This window comes from Streptomyces sp. CNB091, assembly GCF_000377965.1.
This window is the reverse complement of sequence record NZ_KB899007.1, coordinates 121520-138447: the sequence shown is the minus strand read 5'-3', so window position 1 is coordinate 138447 and position 16928 is coordinate 121520. Positions and strand designations below refer to the sequence as shown.

Here is a 16928-nt window from a genome sequence, read left to right as displayed (position 1 = left end):
GAGCCGAATATGGGTCTGGACCACTGGCGTGACCTGCGGTGCACCCCGGGCGCCTCCGTGCCGGAACGTACCCTGGAGCCATGGACGACCTGGCCCGCCACGCCGATGACCTCGCCGCGCTGCCCCCCTCCTGCGGGCCGGTGCGGCTCGTCGCGGTCGACGGGCACGCCGGTTCGGGCAAGAGCACCTTCGCCGCCCGCCTCGCGGCGGCGCTGGGCGGCGCGCCGGTCCTCCATCTGGACGACCTCGCCACGCACGAGGAGCTGTTCGGCTGGACAGGACGGCTGCGGGAGCAGGTGATCCTGCCCCTCGCACGCGGCGAGAGCGCCCGCTACGCCCCGTACGACTGGACGGAGCGGCGCTTCGGCCCGGCGCGGACCCTGGAGCCGGCGCCGGTGGTGCTGGTGGAGGGGGTCGGCGCGGGGCGCCGTCAGGTGCGGCCGTGGCTGGCGGCGCTGTGCTGGATGGAGTTGGACCGGGAGGCGTCCTGGGAGCGGGGCCGGCGGCGGGACGGGACCGGGCTCACCGAGTTCTGGGACGGGTGGACGCTCGCCGAGGCCCGGCATTTCGCCGAGGATCCCTCACGGCCGTACGCCGACACTCTGGTACGCCAGTTGCCGGAGGGGTACATGTGGCTGGCGGGGCCCCGTGCGACAGCGGGAGTGAACCGAACCGTCACGCACGGTAGCCGGAACGTCCCGCCATACTGAGCAGTCGGAAATCGGCCCGGAAGTGCCCCAACTCCGCTTGACCGGGGGGCCTTACTGGTCTTACGTTCTCATTGTGCGGCTTTTCGGAGCCCCCATGGACGCGAAGCCCCCGGTTGTTCCCCCGTGATCGGGGGCTTCGCCCTGTGCTCCCCACGCCACCCCGGCGACCACGCAGAGCGATTCACTCACCCTGGGTCACCGCCTCAGAGGTCGGCCATCGGGCGTCCGCCTCCCCGTGCGCGGGTACGATGCACCTCGGTGTGGTCAATTCCCTTCCTCCACGCCGTGATTCAGCACGCTCCGGTGGGCATGCTGTGCGGGCGGGACATCCTGGGGGCACGGTTTGTGGGGGACCTGATGGACATCGGCACACAGGGCGCTGGAGCCCCTGCCGACCTCGCCTGGCTGCGTGGCATGGACGCCTACACGATGGGCGCCTACCCGCAGGCCGAGGAGGAGTTCAGAGCCGCGGTGCGGTTCGATCCGGGCATGGCGGACGGCTGGCTCGGCCTCCACGCGCTCCGCATCGACACCACCACGGCCCTGTTACGCATGTACCGGCACCGCGATCGCTTCGGCGAACAGCGCGCACGCCACCGACGTACGCTCAACTCCTGGTACTGGCTCGGCTGGTGGGTGCAGCCGGTGCTGGAGAGCCGGCGCGATCTGCTGCTCGCGCACGCCTCGCACTGGCTGGACGGACGCCATGTGCCGGAGCTGGACCGGGCGTTGGCGGGGCTGCCGCCGGTGGACGCGGATCCGCAGGTGCGGTTCCTGCACGCCTGCCGCTCCTATCTGGTCAAGGACTGGGAGCAGTTGGTGCGCTGCACCGAGCAGCTCGTCGACGATCCGTTGCTGGGCATCGAGGCGGGTCTGTTCGGCGGGATGGCGCGGGTGCGGCTGGAGATGTTCGGGCAGGCGGAGCCCCTGCTGTCGGCCGCGCTGATGCGCTGTCGCAGCGAACAGCCGCAGCGCAAGGAGTTGCGCTACTGGCTGGCGCGGGCCCACGAGGGCACGGGGCGCAGCGCGGCCGCCCTGCCGCTGTACCGGGCGGTGCACCGGGTGGACCCGGCCTTCATGGACACCTCCGCCCGGCTCGCCGCGCTCGTGGAGGGCGACGGGTACGACGAGTCGGCGGACCTGGCAGCCGTGACCCTGACCGGTTTCGGTTCGGGTGCGTCGGGGGCGGGGGCGCAGTCGGAGGGCGACGCGCTGCTCGGCGCCGATCCGGTGGACGGGCGGGAGTCCTGGCCGATGAGCGACCCGGGGCTGCTCGGCGACGAGCCGGCCCTCGGCCCGCCCGCCCCCGTCGAGGGCGCCCGTCGGACCAAGGCCCGGAAGCCGCCGCCCTTCCCGGCCGGGCCCAGCGATCCGGCACTGCTGGCCGACGCGCTGGCGCAGTTGGAGCGCATGGTCGGTCTCGAACCGGTCAAGCGGCAGGTCAAGGCGCTCTCGGCGCAGTTGAACATGGCCCGGCTGCGGGCCGAGCAGGGCCTCCCGGTCCAGCCGCCGAAGCGTCACTTCGTCTTCTCCGGCCCCTCCGGCACCGGCAAGACCACCGTGGCGCGCATCCTGGGCCGGGTCTTCTACGCCCTCGGGCTGCTCGGCGGCGATCATCTGGTCGAGGCCCAACGATCCGATCTGGTCGGGGAGTTCCTGGGGCAGACGGCGGTGAAGGCCAATGAGCTGATCGACTCGGCCCTGGGCGGGGTGCTGTTCGTCGACGAGGCGTACAGCCTGGCCAACTCCGGTTACAGCAAGGGCGACGCGTACGGCGACGAGGCGCTCCAGGTCCTCCTCAAGCGGGCCGAGGACAACCGGGACCATCTCGTCGTCATCCTCGCGGGTTACCCGGAGGGCATGGACCGGCTGCTCGCCACCAACCCGGGGCTCTCCTCCCGCTTCACCAGCCGGGTCGACTTCCCCAGCTACCGGCCGCTCGAACTCACCGCGATCGGGGGCGTGCTGGCCGCGGAGAACGACGACGTCTGGGACGAGGAGGCGGTGGACGAGCTGCGCTCGATCAGCGGTCATGTGGTGGACCAGGGCTGGATCGACGAGCTGGGCAACGGCCGTTTCCTGCGGACGCTGTACGAGAAGAGCTGTGCCTACCGGGATCTGCGGCTCTCCGGCTGTCCGGGCGAGCTGACCCGCCAGGACCTGTCGACGCTGCGGCTGGCGGACCTGATGCAGGCCTACGGCGAGGTGCTGTCGGGGCGCGGTCCGGTGGGCCGGGGCAAGCAGGAGCCGGGCACGGGCTGACGGCCGCGCCGGGCGTCCGCTCCCGGCGCGGCGTCACCTCACCTCAGTGCACGAGACCTCAGTGCACGAGGGCCCCGGGCGCCGGAAGGTCCGGCGCCTTCGGCGCGTCCACCGTGCGGCGGGGCACCGAGACCGTCCGGTGGGCCGGGTCGCGCACCTCCCCCACCAGCGTCTCCAGGACGTCCTCCATGGCGACCAGGCCGAGGACCCGGCCCGAGGCGTCCGCGACCTGCGCCAGGTGCGTCGCGGCCCGGCGCATCACGGTCAGGGCGTCGTCCAGCGGGAGTTCGGCCCGTACGGTCGCCATCGGGCGCCAGATCTGCTGTGGAACCGCGCGGTCGGCGTCCTCCAGTTCCAGGACGTCCTTGACGTGGAGGTAGCCCAGATAGGGGCCGCCGCCGTCCGCGCAGACCGGGAAGCGGGAGAAACCGGTGCGCACGGTCAACTCCTCGATCCGGCGGGGGGTCACCGACGGGTCGACCGTGACCAGGGTCGCCCGCTCCAGCAGGACGTCGGCGACGGGCCTGCTGCCCAGTTCGAGGGCGTCCTCCAGGCGTGTCGCCGCCTCCGGTCCGAGGAGCCCGGCCTGTCCGGAGTCCTCCACGAGCCGGTTGAGCTGCTCGCTGGTGAAGACGGCCTCCACCTCGTCCTTCGGTTCGACGCCGAACAGCCGCAGCACGAGGCCGGCGCAGGCGCCGAGCGCGGTGGTGACCGGACGGCAGAGCCGGGCGAAGGCGACCAGACCGGGGCTCAGCCACAGTGCGGTCCGCTCCGGTGCGGCCATCGCCAGGTTCTTCGGGACCATCTCGCCGATGACCAGGTGCAGGACGACCACCGACAGGAGCGCGAGGGCGAAGCCGAGGGGGTGGACGAGCCCGTCGGGGACGTGCGCCGCGTGGAAGACCGGCTCCAGGAGATGGGCGAGCGTCGGCTCGGCGACGGCTCCCAGGGTGAGGGAGCAGACGGTGATGCCGAACTGGGCGGCGGCCATCATCTGCGGCAGGTTCTCCAGGCCGTGCAGGACCGTGCGGGCCCGGCCCGAGCCCTGTGCGGCGAGCGGTTCGATCTGGCTTCGGCGTACGGAGACGAGGGCGAACTCGGCGCCGACGAAGAAGCCGTTCGCCAGCACGAGGAGGGCGGCGAGGAGGAGTTGGAGCATGCTCATCGCGCGGCCTCCAGCAGTGCCGGTGCGGCCCTGTCCGGCAGCGGTTCGGGCGCCGGCGGGTCGGGCGCCCGGGTGAAACGGACCCGTTCGGCGCGGTTGTGGCCGACCTGGCGGACGGAGATCCGCCAGCCGGGGAGTTCGGCCCGGTCGCCGGGGGCGGGGATGCGGCCCAGCAGTCCGGCGACGAGCCCGGCGACGGTCTCGTAGGGCCCCTCGGGCACGTCGAGTCCGCTGCGGCGCAGGGTGTGCACCCGGCAGCTGCCCTCGGCGTCCCATACCGGGCGGCCGTCCTCGCCGGGGGCGGCGGTCAGCTCGGGGCGGCCCGCGCCCTCGGCGTCGTGCTCGTCGCGGACCTCGCCGACGAGCTCCTCGATGATGTCCTCCAGGGTGACGACGCCCGCGGTGCCGCCGTATTCGTCGACGACCACGGCTATCGGCTGTTCGTGGCGCAGCCGCCGCAGCAGCGCTTCCACCGGAAGCGTCCCGGGCACCAGGAGCGGGGGGACGGCGATCCGTCCGGCCGGGGTGCGCAGGCGCTCGGGGGCGGGGACGGCGAGGGCGTCCTTGAGGTGGACCATGCCGATGACCTCGTCGATGCGGTCCCGGTAGACCGGGAAGCGGGAGAGGCCGGTGGCACGGGTGAGGTTGAGGACGTCCGCGGCGGTCGCGGTGGAGTGCAGGGCGCTGACCTTCACCCGGGGCGTCATGACGTGCTGGGCGGTGAGACCGGCCAGCGCGAGGGTCCGGACGAAGAGGTCGGCGGTGTCCTGTTCCAGGGCTCCGGCCTCGGCGGAGTGCCGCGCCAGGGAGACCAGCTCGCCCGGGGTGCGGGCGGAGGCCAGTTCGGCGGTGGGCTCGACGCCCAGAAGCCGCACCAGCCGGTTGGCCAGGGCGTTGAGGAGGGTGATCACCGGTCGCAGGAGCGCGGCGAAGCGGGCCTGCGGTCCGGCGACGAAGCGGGCCACCTGGAGCGGCCGGGAGACCGCCCAGTTCTTGGGCACGAGTTCGCCGACGACCATCTGCACGGCCGAGGCCAGGAGCATGCCGACGACGACGCCGACGCCCGGGACGGCCCCCGCGGGGAGTCCGGCGGCGGTGAGGGGTCCGGCGAGCAGCTGGGCGAGGGCCGGTTCGGCGAGCATGCCCACCACCAGGGAGGTGATGGTGATGCCGAGCTGGGTGCCGGAGAGCTGGAAGGAGAGTTCGCGCAGGGCTTCGACGACGGTACGGGCCCGTCGGTCGCCTTCGGCGGCGGCCCGTTCGGCGTCGGGCTTCTCCACGGTGACGAGCCCGAATTCGGCCGCCACGAAGAATCCGTTGGCGAGGATGAGGAGAAAGGCCGCTGTGAGGAGCAGCAGGGGGGTGGTCATGAGGCCGCCGCCTCCGGGGAAGGGGCGGCGCAGGTACTACCGGACGATCCGTCCATTGCTGGAGGGAGTCACTCCTTGGGTCGCAGGGAAGCCCCGCGGGCCCGGGATGGGGCCGTGGAACGGGCGGGGCGGGGCGCGCGGGGCGCCGCCGCCCACCAGAGTAGACAAGAAGGCCCCGCACCGGGCAGGGGCACAGAGGCTTTCGGGTGACCTCGGCCCGGGCAGGCTCTCAGCCGGCGGCCGGGGTGTCGTCGCTCCCGGAGCCGCGCGACTCGGCGAGGGAGCGCAAGGCGCGGGCGTCTCGGATGGCCTGCTGCTTGGCCAGGCCGGGCTGGATGCCGAGGGCGGGCAGGCTCGTTCCGTCGCTGAGGTCGAGGTAGACCCAGGGGTCGCCGGAGCGCAGGTTGACGCGGAGGATCTCCTCCCACGCCAGCCTGCGGGTCAGGGTGAGGTTGACGACGGTGACCCCGGCCTCGTCGGCGGTGACCTTGGGCCTGCTGAGCAGGGCCAGGACGCCGAAGAAGAGCGCCGCGACGAAGACGAAGGTGATCCGCTCCCCCGGGTTCAGCCGCTCCAGCATCAGCGCGATGACGGTGATGACGACGAACATCGCCAGGCCCGTGCTCAGCAGGACCACCCGGGTGAGGGTGGGCCGGAAGGTGACCGGCAGGGTGGGCTGTTCGGGCCTGGGCGCGGACATACGGGTCTTCTCTCGGGGGGTGCGGGCGGGCCGTGACCGTCAGAGGCGGCAGGCGTGGATGGCCGTGGTGAGGATGGCGCGGGCGCCGAGCTCGTACAGGTCGTCCATGATCCGCTGGGCCTCCTTGGCGGCGACCATGGAGCGGACGGCGACCCAGCCCTCGTGGTGCAGCGGGGAGATGGTCGGCGACTCCAGGCCCGGGGTGAGGGCGACGGCGCGCTCCAGGTGCTCGACGCGGCAGTCGTAGTCCATCATCACGTAGGACCGGGCGACCAGGACGCCCTGGAGGCGGCGGAGGAACTGCTGCACCTTGGGGTCGTCGGCGGGGGCGCCGTTGCGGCGGATGACGACGGCCTCGGAGGTCATGATCGGGTCGCCGATCACTTCGAGTCCGGCGTTGCGCAGGCTGGTGCCGGTCTCCACCACGTCGGCGATGATCTGGGCGACGCCCAGCTCGATGGCGGTCTCGACGGCGCCGTCGAGGTGGACGACGGAGGCCTTGACGCCCGCCTCGGCGAGGTGGGCGGCGACGATGCCCTCGTAGGAGGTGGCGATCGTCATGCCGTCGAAGTCCTGCGGGCCCGCCGCGGTGCCGGGCTTGGTGGCGTAGCGGAAGGTGGAGCGGGCGAAGCCGAGCTGGAGGATCTCCTCGGAGTCGGCCCCGGAGTCCAGCAGCAGGTCGCGGCCGGTGATGCCGATGTCGAGCTTGCCGGAGCTGACGTAGATCGCGATGTCGCGGGGGCGGAGGTAGAAGAACTCGACCTCGTTCGAAGGGTCGACCAGGACCAGTTCCTTCGACTCCTTGCGCTGCTGGTAGCCGGCCTCATGGAGCATCGCCATCGCAGGCCCGGAGAGTGAACCCTTGTTGGGGACGGCGATGCGCAGCATGAGGTCGGCTTCCTTCGTGCGGAGGGAGTGTGCGGGCGGTTTCGCGGTGGTGTCGCCCGGGCCGGGCCCGGGCGACGGCGCTGAGGTCGGCTCAGAGATGGGCGTAGACGTCGTCGAGCGAGATGCCGCGGGCGACCATCATCACCTGGACGTGGTACAGCAGCTGGGAGATCTCCTCGGCGGTGGCTTCCTTGCCCTCGTACTCGGCCGCCATCCAGACCTCGGCGGCCTCTTCGACGACCTTCTTGCCGATGGCATGCACGCCCTTGCCCACCAGTTCGGCGGTGCGGGAGGTCGCGGGGTCGCCCTCGGCGGCCTTGAGCTGGAGCTCGGCGAAGAGCTCTTCGAAGGTTTTGTCAGCCATGATGGTCCTCAGAATACGGGGTCGTGGGAGGGCACTCAGCGCCAGGGTTCGTTGACGGTGCGCAGCGTGGCCGCGGTGGCCACGGCGGCGGTGACCGCTTCGTGCCCCTTGTCCTCGTTGGACCCTTCGAGGCCGGCCCGGTCCAGCGCCTGCTCCTCGGTGTCGCAGGTCAGTACGCCGAAGCCGACGGGAACACCGGTGTCGACGGTGACCTGGGTGAGGCCGAGGGTGACGCCCTGGGAGACGTACTCGAAGTGGGGGGTGCCGCCCCGGATGACCACGCCGAGGGCGACGATCGCGTCGTAGCCGCGTCCGGCGAGCACCTTGGCGACGACGGGCAGCTCGAAGCTGCCCGGGACGCGGAGGAGCGTCGGCTCGTCGATGCCCAGCTCGCGCAGGGCGCGCAGGGCGCCGTCGACGAGTCCGTCCATGACCTTCTCGTGCCACTGGGCCGCGATCACGGCCACGCGCAGGTCGCCGCAGTTGCGTACGGACAGTTCGGGTGCACCCTTGCCGCTCATGTCTCTCCTGTTGCTGGTTACGTGGTGTTCGGTGGTACGCGCTACTGGTTGGCGCAGGTCGACGCGGGGGCGCCGTCCAGCCAGGGCAGGTCGTGGCCCATGCGGTCGCGCTTGGTGCGCAGGTAGCGCAGGTTGTGCTCGCCGGCCTGGACGGGCATGGGTTCCCGCCCGGTGACGGCGAGGCCGTGGCGGACGACGGCGGCGGTCTTGTCGGGGTTGTTGGTCATGAGCCGCAGGCTGCGCACGCCGAGGTCCGCGAGGATCTGGGCGCCCGCCGCGTAATCGCGGGCGTCGGCGGGCAGGCCGAGCTCCAGATTGGCGTCGAGGGTGTCCACGCCACGCTCCTGGAGTTCGTACGCGCGCAGCTTGGAGAGCAGGCCGATGCCGCGTCCCTCGTGGCCGCGCAGGTAGACGACGACGCCCCGGCCCTGCTCGGTGATGCGCCGCATGGAGGCGTGCAGCTGGGGGCCGCAGTCGCAGCGCTGGGACTGGAAGATGTCGCCGGTCAGGCACTCGGAGTGGAGCCGGACGAGGACGTCCTCGCCGTCGCCGATGTCGCCGTGGACCAGGGCGACGTGCTCGACGCCGTCGACGCTGGAGCGGTAGCCGTACGCGGTGAAGTCGCCGAACGCGGTGGGCAGCCGGGTCTCGGCCTCGCGGCGGACCGTCGGCTCGTTGCTGCGGCGGTAGGCGATCAGGTCCTCGATGGAGATGATCGTCAGGCCGTGCTTGCGGGCGAAGGGGATCAGCTCGGGCAGCCGGAGCATGACGCCGTCCTCGCCCGCGATCTCGACGATGGCCCCGGCGGGGCGGAGTCCGGCGAGCCGGGCGAGGTCGACGGCGGCCTCGGTGTGGCCGTTGCGGGCGAGGACGCCACCGGAGCGGGCGCGCAGCGGGAAGATGTGGCCGGGCCGGACGAAGTCGCCGGGGCCGGCGACGCCGCCCGCGAGCATGCGCAGGGTGGTGGCGCGGTCGGCGGCGGAGATGCCGGTGGTGACGCCGTGCGCGGCGGAGGCGTCGACGGAGACGGTGAACGCGGTCCGCATCGACTCGGTGTTGTGCTCGACCATCTGCGGCAGGTCGAGGCGTTCCAGCTCGTCGCTCTCCATGGGCGCGCAGATCAGACCGCGGCACTCGCTCATCATGAAGGCCACGATCTCCGGGGTGGCCTTCTCGGCGGCGATGACGAGGTCCCCCTCGTTCTCGCGGTCCTCGTCGTCCACGACGACGACGGGCCGGCCGGCGGCGATGTCGCGGACCGCCTGCTCGACCGGGTCCAGGGAGAGGTTCTCGGGGAGCGGTCCGTGGTCGGGGTGCAGCCAGGTGGGCTGGGCAGTCATGCCGTGGCTCCTTCCAGAGCGGGTGTCCGCGTGCGCAGCCACCAGTCGCGCATCCCCCACAGGACGAGGGCGCCGTAGATGACGTAGACGAAGCCGGAGAAGGCGAATCCGTTGGCGAAGTTCAGCGGGACGCCGACGAGGTCGACGAGCAGCCAGGCGAACCAGAACTCGACCATGCCGCGGGCCTGGGCGTACATCGCGACGACGGTGCCGACGAAGATGTACGCGTCCGGCCACGGGTCCCAGGACAGCGACGGGAAGGCGGTGAAGAGACCGCCGACGGCGAGGGTGCCGAGGGCGGCGGCGCCGATCAGCACGCCGCGCTCGCGCCAGGTGGCGAAGCGGACGGCTATGGAGCCGTCCTGGGCCTGCCGCTTGCCTCGGTTCCAGGACCACCAGCCCCACAGGGCGACGACGATGACGACCAGCTGCTTGCCCGCGCTGCCGGAGAGGTGCGCGGAGGCGAAGGCGACGAGCAGGATCACGCCGGAGAGGAGCTGGGCGGGCCAGGTCCAGATCGAGCGGCGCCAGCCGAGGGCCAGGGCGATCAGGCCGACGAGGTTGCCGATCATGTCCGACCACTTGATGTGCTGGCCGAACACGGTGAAGGCCTCGGAGTTGAGCCAGTTCGCCGCGTTCATCGCGGGTCCTGTCCGGCCCGGTCGCCGAGCAGCCGCTCGACGTACTTGGCCAGCACGTCCACCTCCAGGTTGACCGGGTCGCCGGGCTGCTTGCGGCCGAGCGTGGTCAAGGCGAGGGTGGTGGGGATGAGGCTGATGGTGAAGTGGTCGGCCGCCGCGTCCACGACGGTGAGGCTGACGCCGTCGACGGTGATGGAGCCCTTCTCCACGACGTACCGGGTCAGCTCGGGCGGCAGGGAGACCTTGACGAGCTCCCAGTGCTCGGAGGGGGTGCGCTCGACGATGGTGCCGGTGCCGTCCACGTGGCCCTGGACGATGTGTCCGCCGAGCCGGCCGCCGAGCGCCATCGGGCGCTCCAGGTTGACCCGGGAGCCGGTGGTGAGCGCGCCGAGGCTGGAGCGCTTCAGCGTCTCGGCCATCACGTCGGCGGTGAACTCGCCGTCGGCGGTGTCCACGACGGTGAGGCAGACGCCGTTCACCGCGATGGAGTCGCCGTGCTTGGCTCCCTCGGTGACGACGGGGCCGCGCAGCCGGAAGCGGGAGGCGTCCGCCAGCTGCTCGACGGCGGTGACCTCACCCAGTTCTTCGACAATTCCGGTGAACACTCAGTTTCCCTTCCGAGCAGGGGCGGGGACGGCGGTGATGCGCAGATCGGGGCCGATCGGCACGGTCTCGGTCACATCGAGGCGCAACGCCTCGGCGATCGTGGTGATTCCGGCGCCGGCGAGGGCGGCGGGGCCCGCGCCGAGCAGCACCGGGGCGAGATAGCCGACGACCTTGTCGACCTTTCCCGCGGCGACGAACGCGCCGGCGAGGGTGGGGCCGCCTTCGAGGAGTACGGAGAGGACGCCGCGCTCGCGCAGGGCCCCGAGGAGGGCGTCGAGGTCGAGGCCGGGTCCGGCGGTGGCACGGGGCAGGCGCAGGACGGCGGCCTCGGGAAGGTGGCCGGCGGGGGCGTCGTCGGCGACGGCGACCAGGGTGGGCGCGGTGTCGTCCAGGACCCGGGCGCCGGGCTTCACGGCGGTGGCGTTCGTGTCGACGACGACGCGCAGCGGCTGGGTGACTCCGTCGATGCCGCGTACCGCCAGGTGGGGGTCGTCGGTGCGGGCGGTGCCGGAGCCGACGAGCACGGCGTCGGCCTCGGCGCGCAGCCGGTGGACGTCGGCGCGGGCCTCGGGCGAGGTGATCCAGCGGCTGGTGGCGTCGGCGGCGGCGATCCGGCCGTCGAGGGTGGCGGCGTACTTCCACAGGACGTACGGCCGCCCGAGGCGCACCGAGGTCAGCCAGGCGGCGTTGCCCGCCTCGGCCTCCTCCGCGAGGAGGCCCTGTTCGGCCCGGATCCCGGCGTGGCGCAGGGTGTCGCCGCCGCCCGCGGCCCCCGGGTTAGGGTCGGCGACCGCGTACACGACGCGGCTGATCCCGGCGGTCAGGAGGGCCTGGGAGCAGGGGCCGGTGCGGCCGGTGTGGTCGCAGGGTTCGAGGGTGACGTAGGCGGTGGAGCCGCGGGCCCGCCCGCCGGCCGCGCGCAGGGCGTGGACCTCGGCGTGCGGCCCTCCGGCGCGCTGGTGGAAGCCTTCGCCGACGACGGCTCCGGCGGCGTCGGTGATCACACATCCGACGACCGGATTGGGGCTGGTCGAGCCGAGACCGCGCGCCGCGAGCGTGATCGCTCGGCGCATGGCGGTGATGTCGGCTGCGGTGTCCACCGGGTCCTCCTGCCTCTTCGGGCACGGACTCCGGGGCCTGTCGATGACGACAGATAGAGCGGCTCACCAGCAAAAACGCCGAAATCCCGAGAACGGGAACGCCAGGAACGCACGGCATCACGGGAGACTCCCGGCCATGCGTCCGCCGACGGCGGCGTACCGATGACGACCCGCCGCGCACTGCCTCCCATCCGGACTTTCACCGTCGGTCCAGGAATCTCACCTGGTCAACCGGCCGCTGGCTGCGGACGGGTCGCGGACTATAACCGCCGGTTCGGAATTGCACCGACCCCGGAGTGCGCTGCTACTGGTACGGAACCAGTCTGCCACGGACGCCTCACGGCCATGCGGGTGAGCACTGTGGGCTGGGTCACAGGAAACGTGGCGTGAATCCGTTGGCGAGAACCCGACAACGTAGTCATCGGGGCGCCACAGGGAAGCCACAGGAAAGCCGCAGGGAACCCGTCGGGAAAAGTTGACGCTTAAAGGTCCAGACCTATTGACGCACTGGTCTAGTCCTCTTAATCTCTGCGTCACCTCCGAGGTTCGGTCCGGCGGTGTGCGCACACCAGGACCCCGACACGACCCACCCCCTTTTGCCAGTTGTGTTCTGCCGACCTCCCCAGGAGGAACGACCACATGCTGTCCCCCACCCGAGCGAGAGCCACCCTGCTCGCCGCCGGCGCCGCCGTCGCCGGACTGCTGATGAGCTCACTCGCCGCAGGTCCGTCGGCCGCCGCCGACCAGACCTCCTGTCGCCCCGACGGGCTTTACCAGACCCCCGGCGTCGACGTCCCCTACTGCTCCGTCTACGACGCCGACGGCCGCGAGATGATGGGCGCCGACCACAAGCGCCGCGTGATCGGCTACTTCACCAACTGGCGTACCGGCAAGGACGGCAAGGACGCCTACCTGGTCCCGGACATCCCGTGGGACAAGGTCACGCACCTCAACTACGCCTTCGCGCACGTCGACGGCTCCAACAAGCTCTCGGTCGGCCCCGACAGCGCCGACAACGCCTCCACCGGCATGACCTGGCCCGGTGTCGCGGGCGCGGAGATGGACCCGGCGCTCCCCTACAAGGGGCACTTCAACCTGCTGACGAAGTACAAGAAGAAGCACCCGAACGTGAAGACCCTGGTCTCCGTGGGCGGTTGGGCCGAGACCGGCGGCTACTTCGGCCCCGACGGCAAGCGCGTCGACTCGGGCGGCTTCTACTCGATGGCGACCAACGCCGACGGCTCGGTCAACCAGAGCGGCATCAACACCTTCGCCGACTCGGCCGTCGACTTCATCAAGAAGTACGGCTTCAACGGCGTCGACATCGACTACGAGTACGCGACGACCATGAAGGACGCGGGCAACCCGCTGGACCACACGCTGTCCAACGGCCGCCGCGCCGGGCTGGTCAAGGGCTACGACGCCCTGATGAAGACGCTGCGCGAGAAGCTCGACCGCGCGGGCGCCGCCGACGGCAAGCACTACCTGCTGACCGTCGCCGCCCCCTCCTCCGGCTACCTGCTGCGGGGCATGGAGACGTACCAGATGCAGAAGTACCTGGACTACGTCAACATCATGTCCTACGACCTGCACGGCGCCTGGAACGAGTACGTCGGCCCGAACGCCTCCCTCTACGACGACGGCAAGGACGCCGAACTGGCGCAGGCGAGCGTGTACTCCACCTCGCAGTACGGCGGCACCGGCTACCTCAACACCGACTGGGCCTACCACTACTTCCGCGGCTCGATGCCGGCCGGCCGGATCAACATCGGCCTGCCGTACTACACCCGCGGCTTCAAGAACGTGCAGGGCGGCACCGACGGCCTGTGGGGCAAGGCGGCCACGACCGACTGCCCGGCGGGCGCGGGGCTGACCAAGTGCGGTGACGGCGCTGTCGGGATCGACAACCTCTGGCACGACAAGGACACCAACGGCAAGGAATCGCCTGCCGGTTCCAACCCGATGTGGCACGCGAAGAACCTGGAGAAGGGCATCGTCGGCGACTACGTCACCGACTACGGCTTCCCCGCGAACACCCAGCTGACCGGCACGTACGTCCGCAAGTACGACTCCACGCTGGTCGCGCCGTGGCTGTGGAACGCCCAGAAGAAGGTGTTCCTCTCCACCGAGGACGAGCAGTCGGTGAAGGCCAAGGCCGACTACGTCGTGGACAAGGGCATCGGCGGCACGATGATCTGGGAGCTGGCGGGCGACTACCAGTGGAACGCGGCCAAGGGCCAGTACGAGACCGGCTCGACGCTGACCGCCGCGATGTACGACGCCTTCAAGTCGGCGACCCCGTACGGCGCGAAGCGCTCCACGATCGACCTGCCCACCCAGGCCGTGAACATCGACGTCTCCTTCGGACAGTTCCCGCTGGGCGACTCCAACTACCCGATCAGCCCCAAGCTGAAGATCACCAACCGGACCCAGGCCACGCTGCCGGGCGGTACGGAGTTCCAGTTCGACTACTCCACCTCCGCCCCGGCCAACGCCAAGGACCAGTCCGGCTTCGGCACGACGATCATCCGCAGCGACCACACGGCGGCCAACAACATCGGCGGCCTCAAGGGCGACTACAACCGCGTCTCGCTGAAGCTCCCGGCCTGGCAGACGCTGGCCCCGGGCGCCTCGGTGGAGCTGGACTTCGTCTACTACCTGCCGACCTCCACGCCGTCGAACTGGACCGTGACCTTCGGCGGGAAGTCCTACTCCCTCGCCGGTGACCTGGCGCGCGGCACCACCGTGGTCGAGCCCGGCACGGGGACCAACCCCACCCCCACCCCGACTCCGACGCCGGACCCGACCGGTCCGACGCCGACCCCGACCCCGACCCCGACGCAGCCGGGTGGCACCTGCTCGGCCCCGGTCTGGAACGCGGCCACCGAGTACGGCGGCGGCTCCACCGTGAGCCACGGCGGCCGCCAGTGGAAGGCCTCGTGGTGGACGAAGGGCGAGACGCCCGGATCCGCCGGCCAGTGGGGCGCCTGGAAGGACCTCGGCGCCTGCTGAACCCTTCTCCGACCGCCCGGTGGTGAGCGGCTCCACCCCTCCGTTCACCACCGGGCGACCGGCCCCGCCGTCCCCGGCCCCGGCGTCCACCGCCGGGGCCGGGGGCGTTGCCGGGGCGGGGCAGCTGACCGGCCCCGGACGCTTTCCGGCGGCCCGGACCCCGTTCTGGCAGGCTGGCACCATGACGACGATTCTGGTCACCGGCGCCACCGGAACCCTCGGCCGGCAGGTCGCGGAGCGGCTGCGCACCGAAGGGGCCGACGTCCGCGGGCTCAGCCGCCGCTCCCCCTCGTACGCCGTCGATCTGCGCGACGGCAAGGGCCTGGACGCGGCGGTCGAGGGGGCGGACGTGATCGTCCACTGCGCCACGACCCCGCGCGGCGGCGACGACCGGGCGGCGGGGTTCCTCATCGACGCGGCGGAGCGGGCCGGGACGCCGCATCTGCTCTACATCTCGATCGTGGGCGTGGACCGGCTGCCGCTGGGCTACTACACGGTCAAGCGCCGGGTGGAACGGATGATCGAGGACTCCGGTCTCGGCTCGACGATCCTGCGGACCACACAGTTCCACGACCTGGTCCTGCGCATTCTCTCCGGCGCGGCGAAGCTGCCCGTGCTGCCGGTGCCCTCCGGTGTGCGGGTCCAGCCGGTCGACAGCGGCGAGGTCGCCGACCGGCTGACGGCCCTGGCGCTGGGCGGACCGGCCGGCCGGGTGCCCGACCTGGGCGGCCCGGAGGTCCGCGGGCTCACGGAACTGGCCGGGACGTTCCTGCGGGCCACCGGACGCAGGCGGCGGGTGGTACCGGTCCGGCTGGCCGGCAAGGCGTACGCGGGCTACCGGCGCGGCGACCACCTGGCGCCCGGGCACGCCACGGGGACCGTGACGTTCGAGGAGTTCCTCGACCACCGCCACCGCCACCCGGCCTGAGCCGGACCGGCCCGCCGACACCTACGCGGAGCTGTGGGCCGGCCGACGCCAACGCGGAGCTGTGGGCCGCCGGTCAGCCCTCCGGCGCGAAGAGCGCGTCCTGCGCCGCGTCCCGGGCGGTGATCAGCGCACCGCGCAGCACGGCCCCGTCACCCAGCGAACCGGCCCGGACGTCGGTCCGCAGGGGTGACATCGCGGCCAGCCGCTCCTCGACCCGGGCGGCGAGCGGGGGGCCGCCCGCGTGGCCCACGGCCCCCGCGAGCAGGACGCAGCCGGGGTCGAGCACCGAGACGACGGCGGCGGCGCCGAGGGCGAGGCGGTCCGCCAGCTCCTTCAGGAAGGGCTCGCCCGCCTCCCCGGCTCCCAGGGCGGTCCGCACCGCGTCCACGGCCGCCGCGTCCTCCCGGCCGCCGGTCACCGCGCCGGGGTCCACGAGGCCGTGCGCGACGGCGAGTTCGCACAGCGCGGCGGAGCCGGCCAGGGAGTGGAAGCCGCCCTCGCAGTTGACCGCCGAGGGCGGCCCGCTCACGCCGGGGACGGGGAGGAAACCGATCTCGCCCGCGCCGCCGGACGCCCCCTGACGCAGCTTGCCGTCCAGCATGACGGCGGCCCCGATCCCCTGGCCGAGCCAGAGCAGGACGAAGGTCTCCCGGTCGCGGGCGGCGCCCGCCCGGTGTTCCGCGACGGCCGCGAGGTTGGTCTCGTTCTCCACCAGGACGGCGGCGGGAAGCCGCCGCTGGAGCTCCCGGACCAGGCCTCGGTGCCAGGCGGGCAGGCCGGTGGTGTCGCGCAGTTCGCCGGTGCCGGGGTCGATCAGCCCCGGCGCTCCGACCCCGACGCTGTGCAGCGGGACGGACCCGGCCGCGCGGGCGGTGCGCTCCAGAAGGGCGACGGCCCGCTCGACGGCCGGCTCGGTGCCGGTGTCGCTGCCGATGGGCAGGGAGCCCTCGGCGAGCGTGGCCCCCAACAGGTCGGTGACGACCACGCTGACGCTTCCGAGCCGTACGTCCAGCGCCGCGAGATGGGCCCGGTCGGCGACGATCCCGTACAGCCGGGCGTTGGGTCCGCGGCGGACGGCCCCGGACTCGCCCACGACCTGGATCAGCCCGGCCCTCTGGAGTCGTTCGACGAGGTCGGCGACGGTCGGGCGGGAAAGTCCGGTCAACGTCTTGAGCTGGGTGGCCGTCAGCGGGCCGTCCTGCTGGAGCAGCCGCAGGGCGAGCCGGTCGTTGATGGCCCGAGCCGTGCTCGGTGATGCGGGCATACCGAGATCCTTCCAGATCGCCGCCCCGCCGCTTGCCGGGGCCGGGCCGCACAGTGG

General features: G+C 72.2%; 15 protein-coding genes and 1 riboswitch. Of the genes, 4 read left to right on the top strand and 11 right to left on the bottom strand.

What is annotated here, in order from left to right:
• Positions 1-80: 80 nt before the first annotated feature.
• On the top strand, positions 81-710 hold the full coding sequence (locus D581_RS0128680; RefSeq protein ID WP_018960591.1) for a hypothetical protein: 630 nt from the start codon (positions 81-83) through the stop codon (positions 708-710).
• A gap of 357 nt (positions 711-1067) precedes the next feature.
• The gene (locus D581_RS0128675; RefSeq protein WP_026290998.1) at positions 1068-2972 is read left to right on the top strand and encodes an AAA family ATPase; all 1905 of its coding nucleotides are present in this window, start codon (positions 1068-1070) and stop codon (positions 2970-2972) included.
• Between the two features lie 58 nt (positions 2973-3030).
• Here the strand turns inward: D581_RS0128675 and D581_RS0128670 are convergent, their stop codons facing one another.
• The 10 genes from D581_RS0128670 to ribD form a co-directional block, all read right to left on the bottom strand.
• Positions 3031-4137, bottom strand: coding sequence for a hemolysin family protein (locus D581_RS0128670; protein WP_018960589.1), 1107 nt, complete (start codon positions 4135-4137; stop codon positions 3031-3033).
• A complete protein-coding gene (locus tag D581_RS0128665) occupies positions 4134-5507 on the bottom strand; it encodes a hemolysin family protein (RefSeq protein WP_018960588.1) in 1374 nt (457 codons plus the stop codon). Before D581_RS0128665 ends, D581_RS0128670 begins: the two co-directional genes overlap by 4 nt.
• Before the next feature lie 229 nt (positions 5508-5736).
• On the bottom strand, positions 5737-6207 hold the full coding sequence (locus D581_RS0128660) for a PH domain-containing protein (protein WP_018960587.1): 471 nt from the start codon (positions 6205-6207) through the stop codon (positions 5737-5739).
• Positions 6208-6246: 39 nt separating this feature from the next.
• Positions 6247-7095: an ATP phosphoribosyltransferase gene (hisG, locus tag D581_RS0128655; protein WP_018960586.1), complete on the bottom strand. Its 849-nt coding sequence runs from the start codon at positions 7093-7095 to the stop codon at positions 6247-6249.
• A gap of 91 nt (positions 7096-7186) precedes the next feature.
• Positions 7187-7459 carry a phosphoribosyl-ATP diphosphatase gene (locus D581_RS0128650; protein WP_018960585.1) on the bottom strand — a complete coding sequence of 91 codons (273 nt, stop codon included), beginning with the start codon at positions 7457-7459 and terminating at the stop codon, positions 7187-7189.
• A gap of 35 nt (positions 7460-7494) precedes the next feature.
• Positions 7495-7980, bottom strand: coding sequence for a 6,7-dimethyl-8-ribityllumazine synthase (gene ribH / locus D581_RS0128645; RefSeq protein WP_018960584.1), 486 nt, complete (start codon positions 7978-7980; stop codon positions 7495-7497).
• 41 nt (positions 7981-8021) lie between these two features.
• Entirely contained in the window at positions 8022-9320 is a 1299-nt protein-coding gene (locus tag D581_RS0128640) for a bifunctional 3,4-dihydroxy-2-butanone-4-phosphate synthase/GTP cyclohydrolase II (protein WP_018960583.1), read from the bottom strand.
• Entirely contained in the window at positions 9317-9961 is a 645-nt protein-coding gene (locus tag D581_RS0128635) for a nicotinamide mononucleotide transporter family protein (protein WP_018960582.1), read from the bottom strand. Before D581_RS0128635 ends, D581_RS0128640 begins: the two co-directional genes overlap by 4 nt.
• Entirely contained in the window at positions 9958-10566 is a 609-nt protein-coding gene (locus D581_RS0128630) for a riboflavin synthase (RefSeq protein WP_018960581.1), read from the bottom strand. Before D581_RS0128630 ends, D581_RS0128635 begins: the two co-directional genes overlap by 4 nt.
• Positions 10567-11667, bottom strand: a complete 1101-nt coding sequence (gene ribD, locus D581_RS0128625) for a bifunctional diaminohydroxyphosphoribosylaminopyrimidine deaminase/5-amino-6-(5-phosphoribosylamino)uracil reductase RibD (protein ID WP_018960580.1) — start codon at positions 11665-11667, stop codon at positions 10567-10569.
• Between the two features lie 173 nt (positions 11668-11840).
• Positions 11841-11971: riboswitch (FMN riboswitch) on the bottom strand.
• Between the two features lie 335 nt (positions 11972-12306).
• On the opposite strand from ribD, the gene D581_RS0128620 reads away from it, so the two are divergent.
• Both D581_RS0128620 and D581_RS0128615 read left to right on the top strand, forming a co-directional pair.
• Positions 12307-14679, top strand: a complete 2373-nt coding sequence (locus D581_RS0128620) for a chitinase C-terminal domain-containing protein (protein ID WP_018960579.1) — start codon at positions 12307-12309, stop codon at positions 14677-14679.
• Positions 14680-14860: 181 nt separating this feature from the next.
• Positions 14861-15607 (top strand): SDR family oxidoreductase, encoded by a 747-nt coding sequence (locus D581_RS0128615; RefSeq protein WP_026290997.1) that lies wholly within the window; start codon positions 14861-14863, stop codon positions 15605-15607.
• A 73-nt stretch (positions 15608-15680) separates the two neighbouring features.
• Here D581_RS0128615 and D581_RS0128610 read toward each other — a convergent pair whose 3' ends face one another.
• Positions 15681-16871: an ROK family transcriptional regulator gene (locus tag D581_RS0128610; RefSeq protein ID WP_018960577.1), complete on the bottom strand. Its 1191-nt coding sequence runs from the start codon at positions 16869-16871 to the stop codon at positions 15681-15683.
• Positions 16872-16928 lie beyond the last annotated feature (57 nt).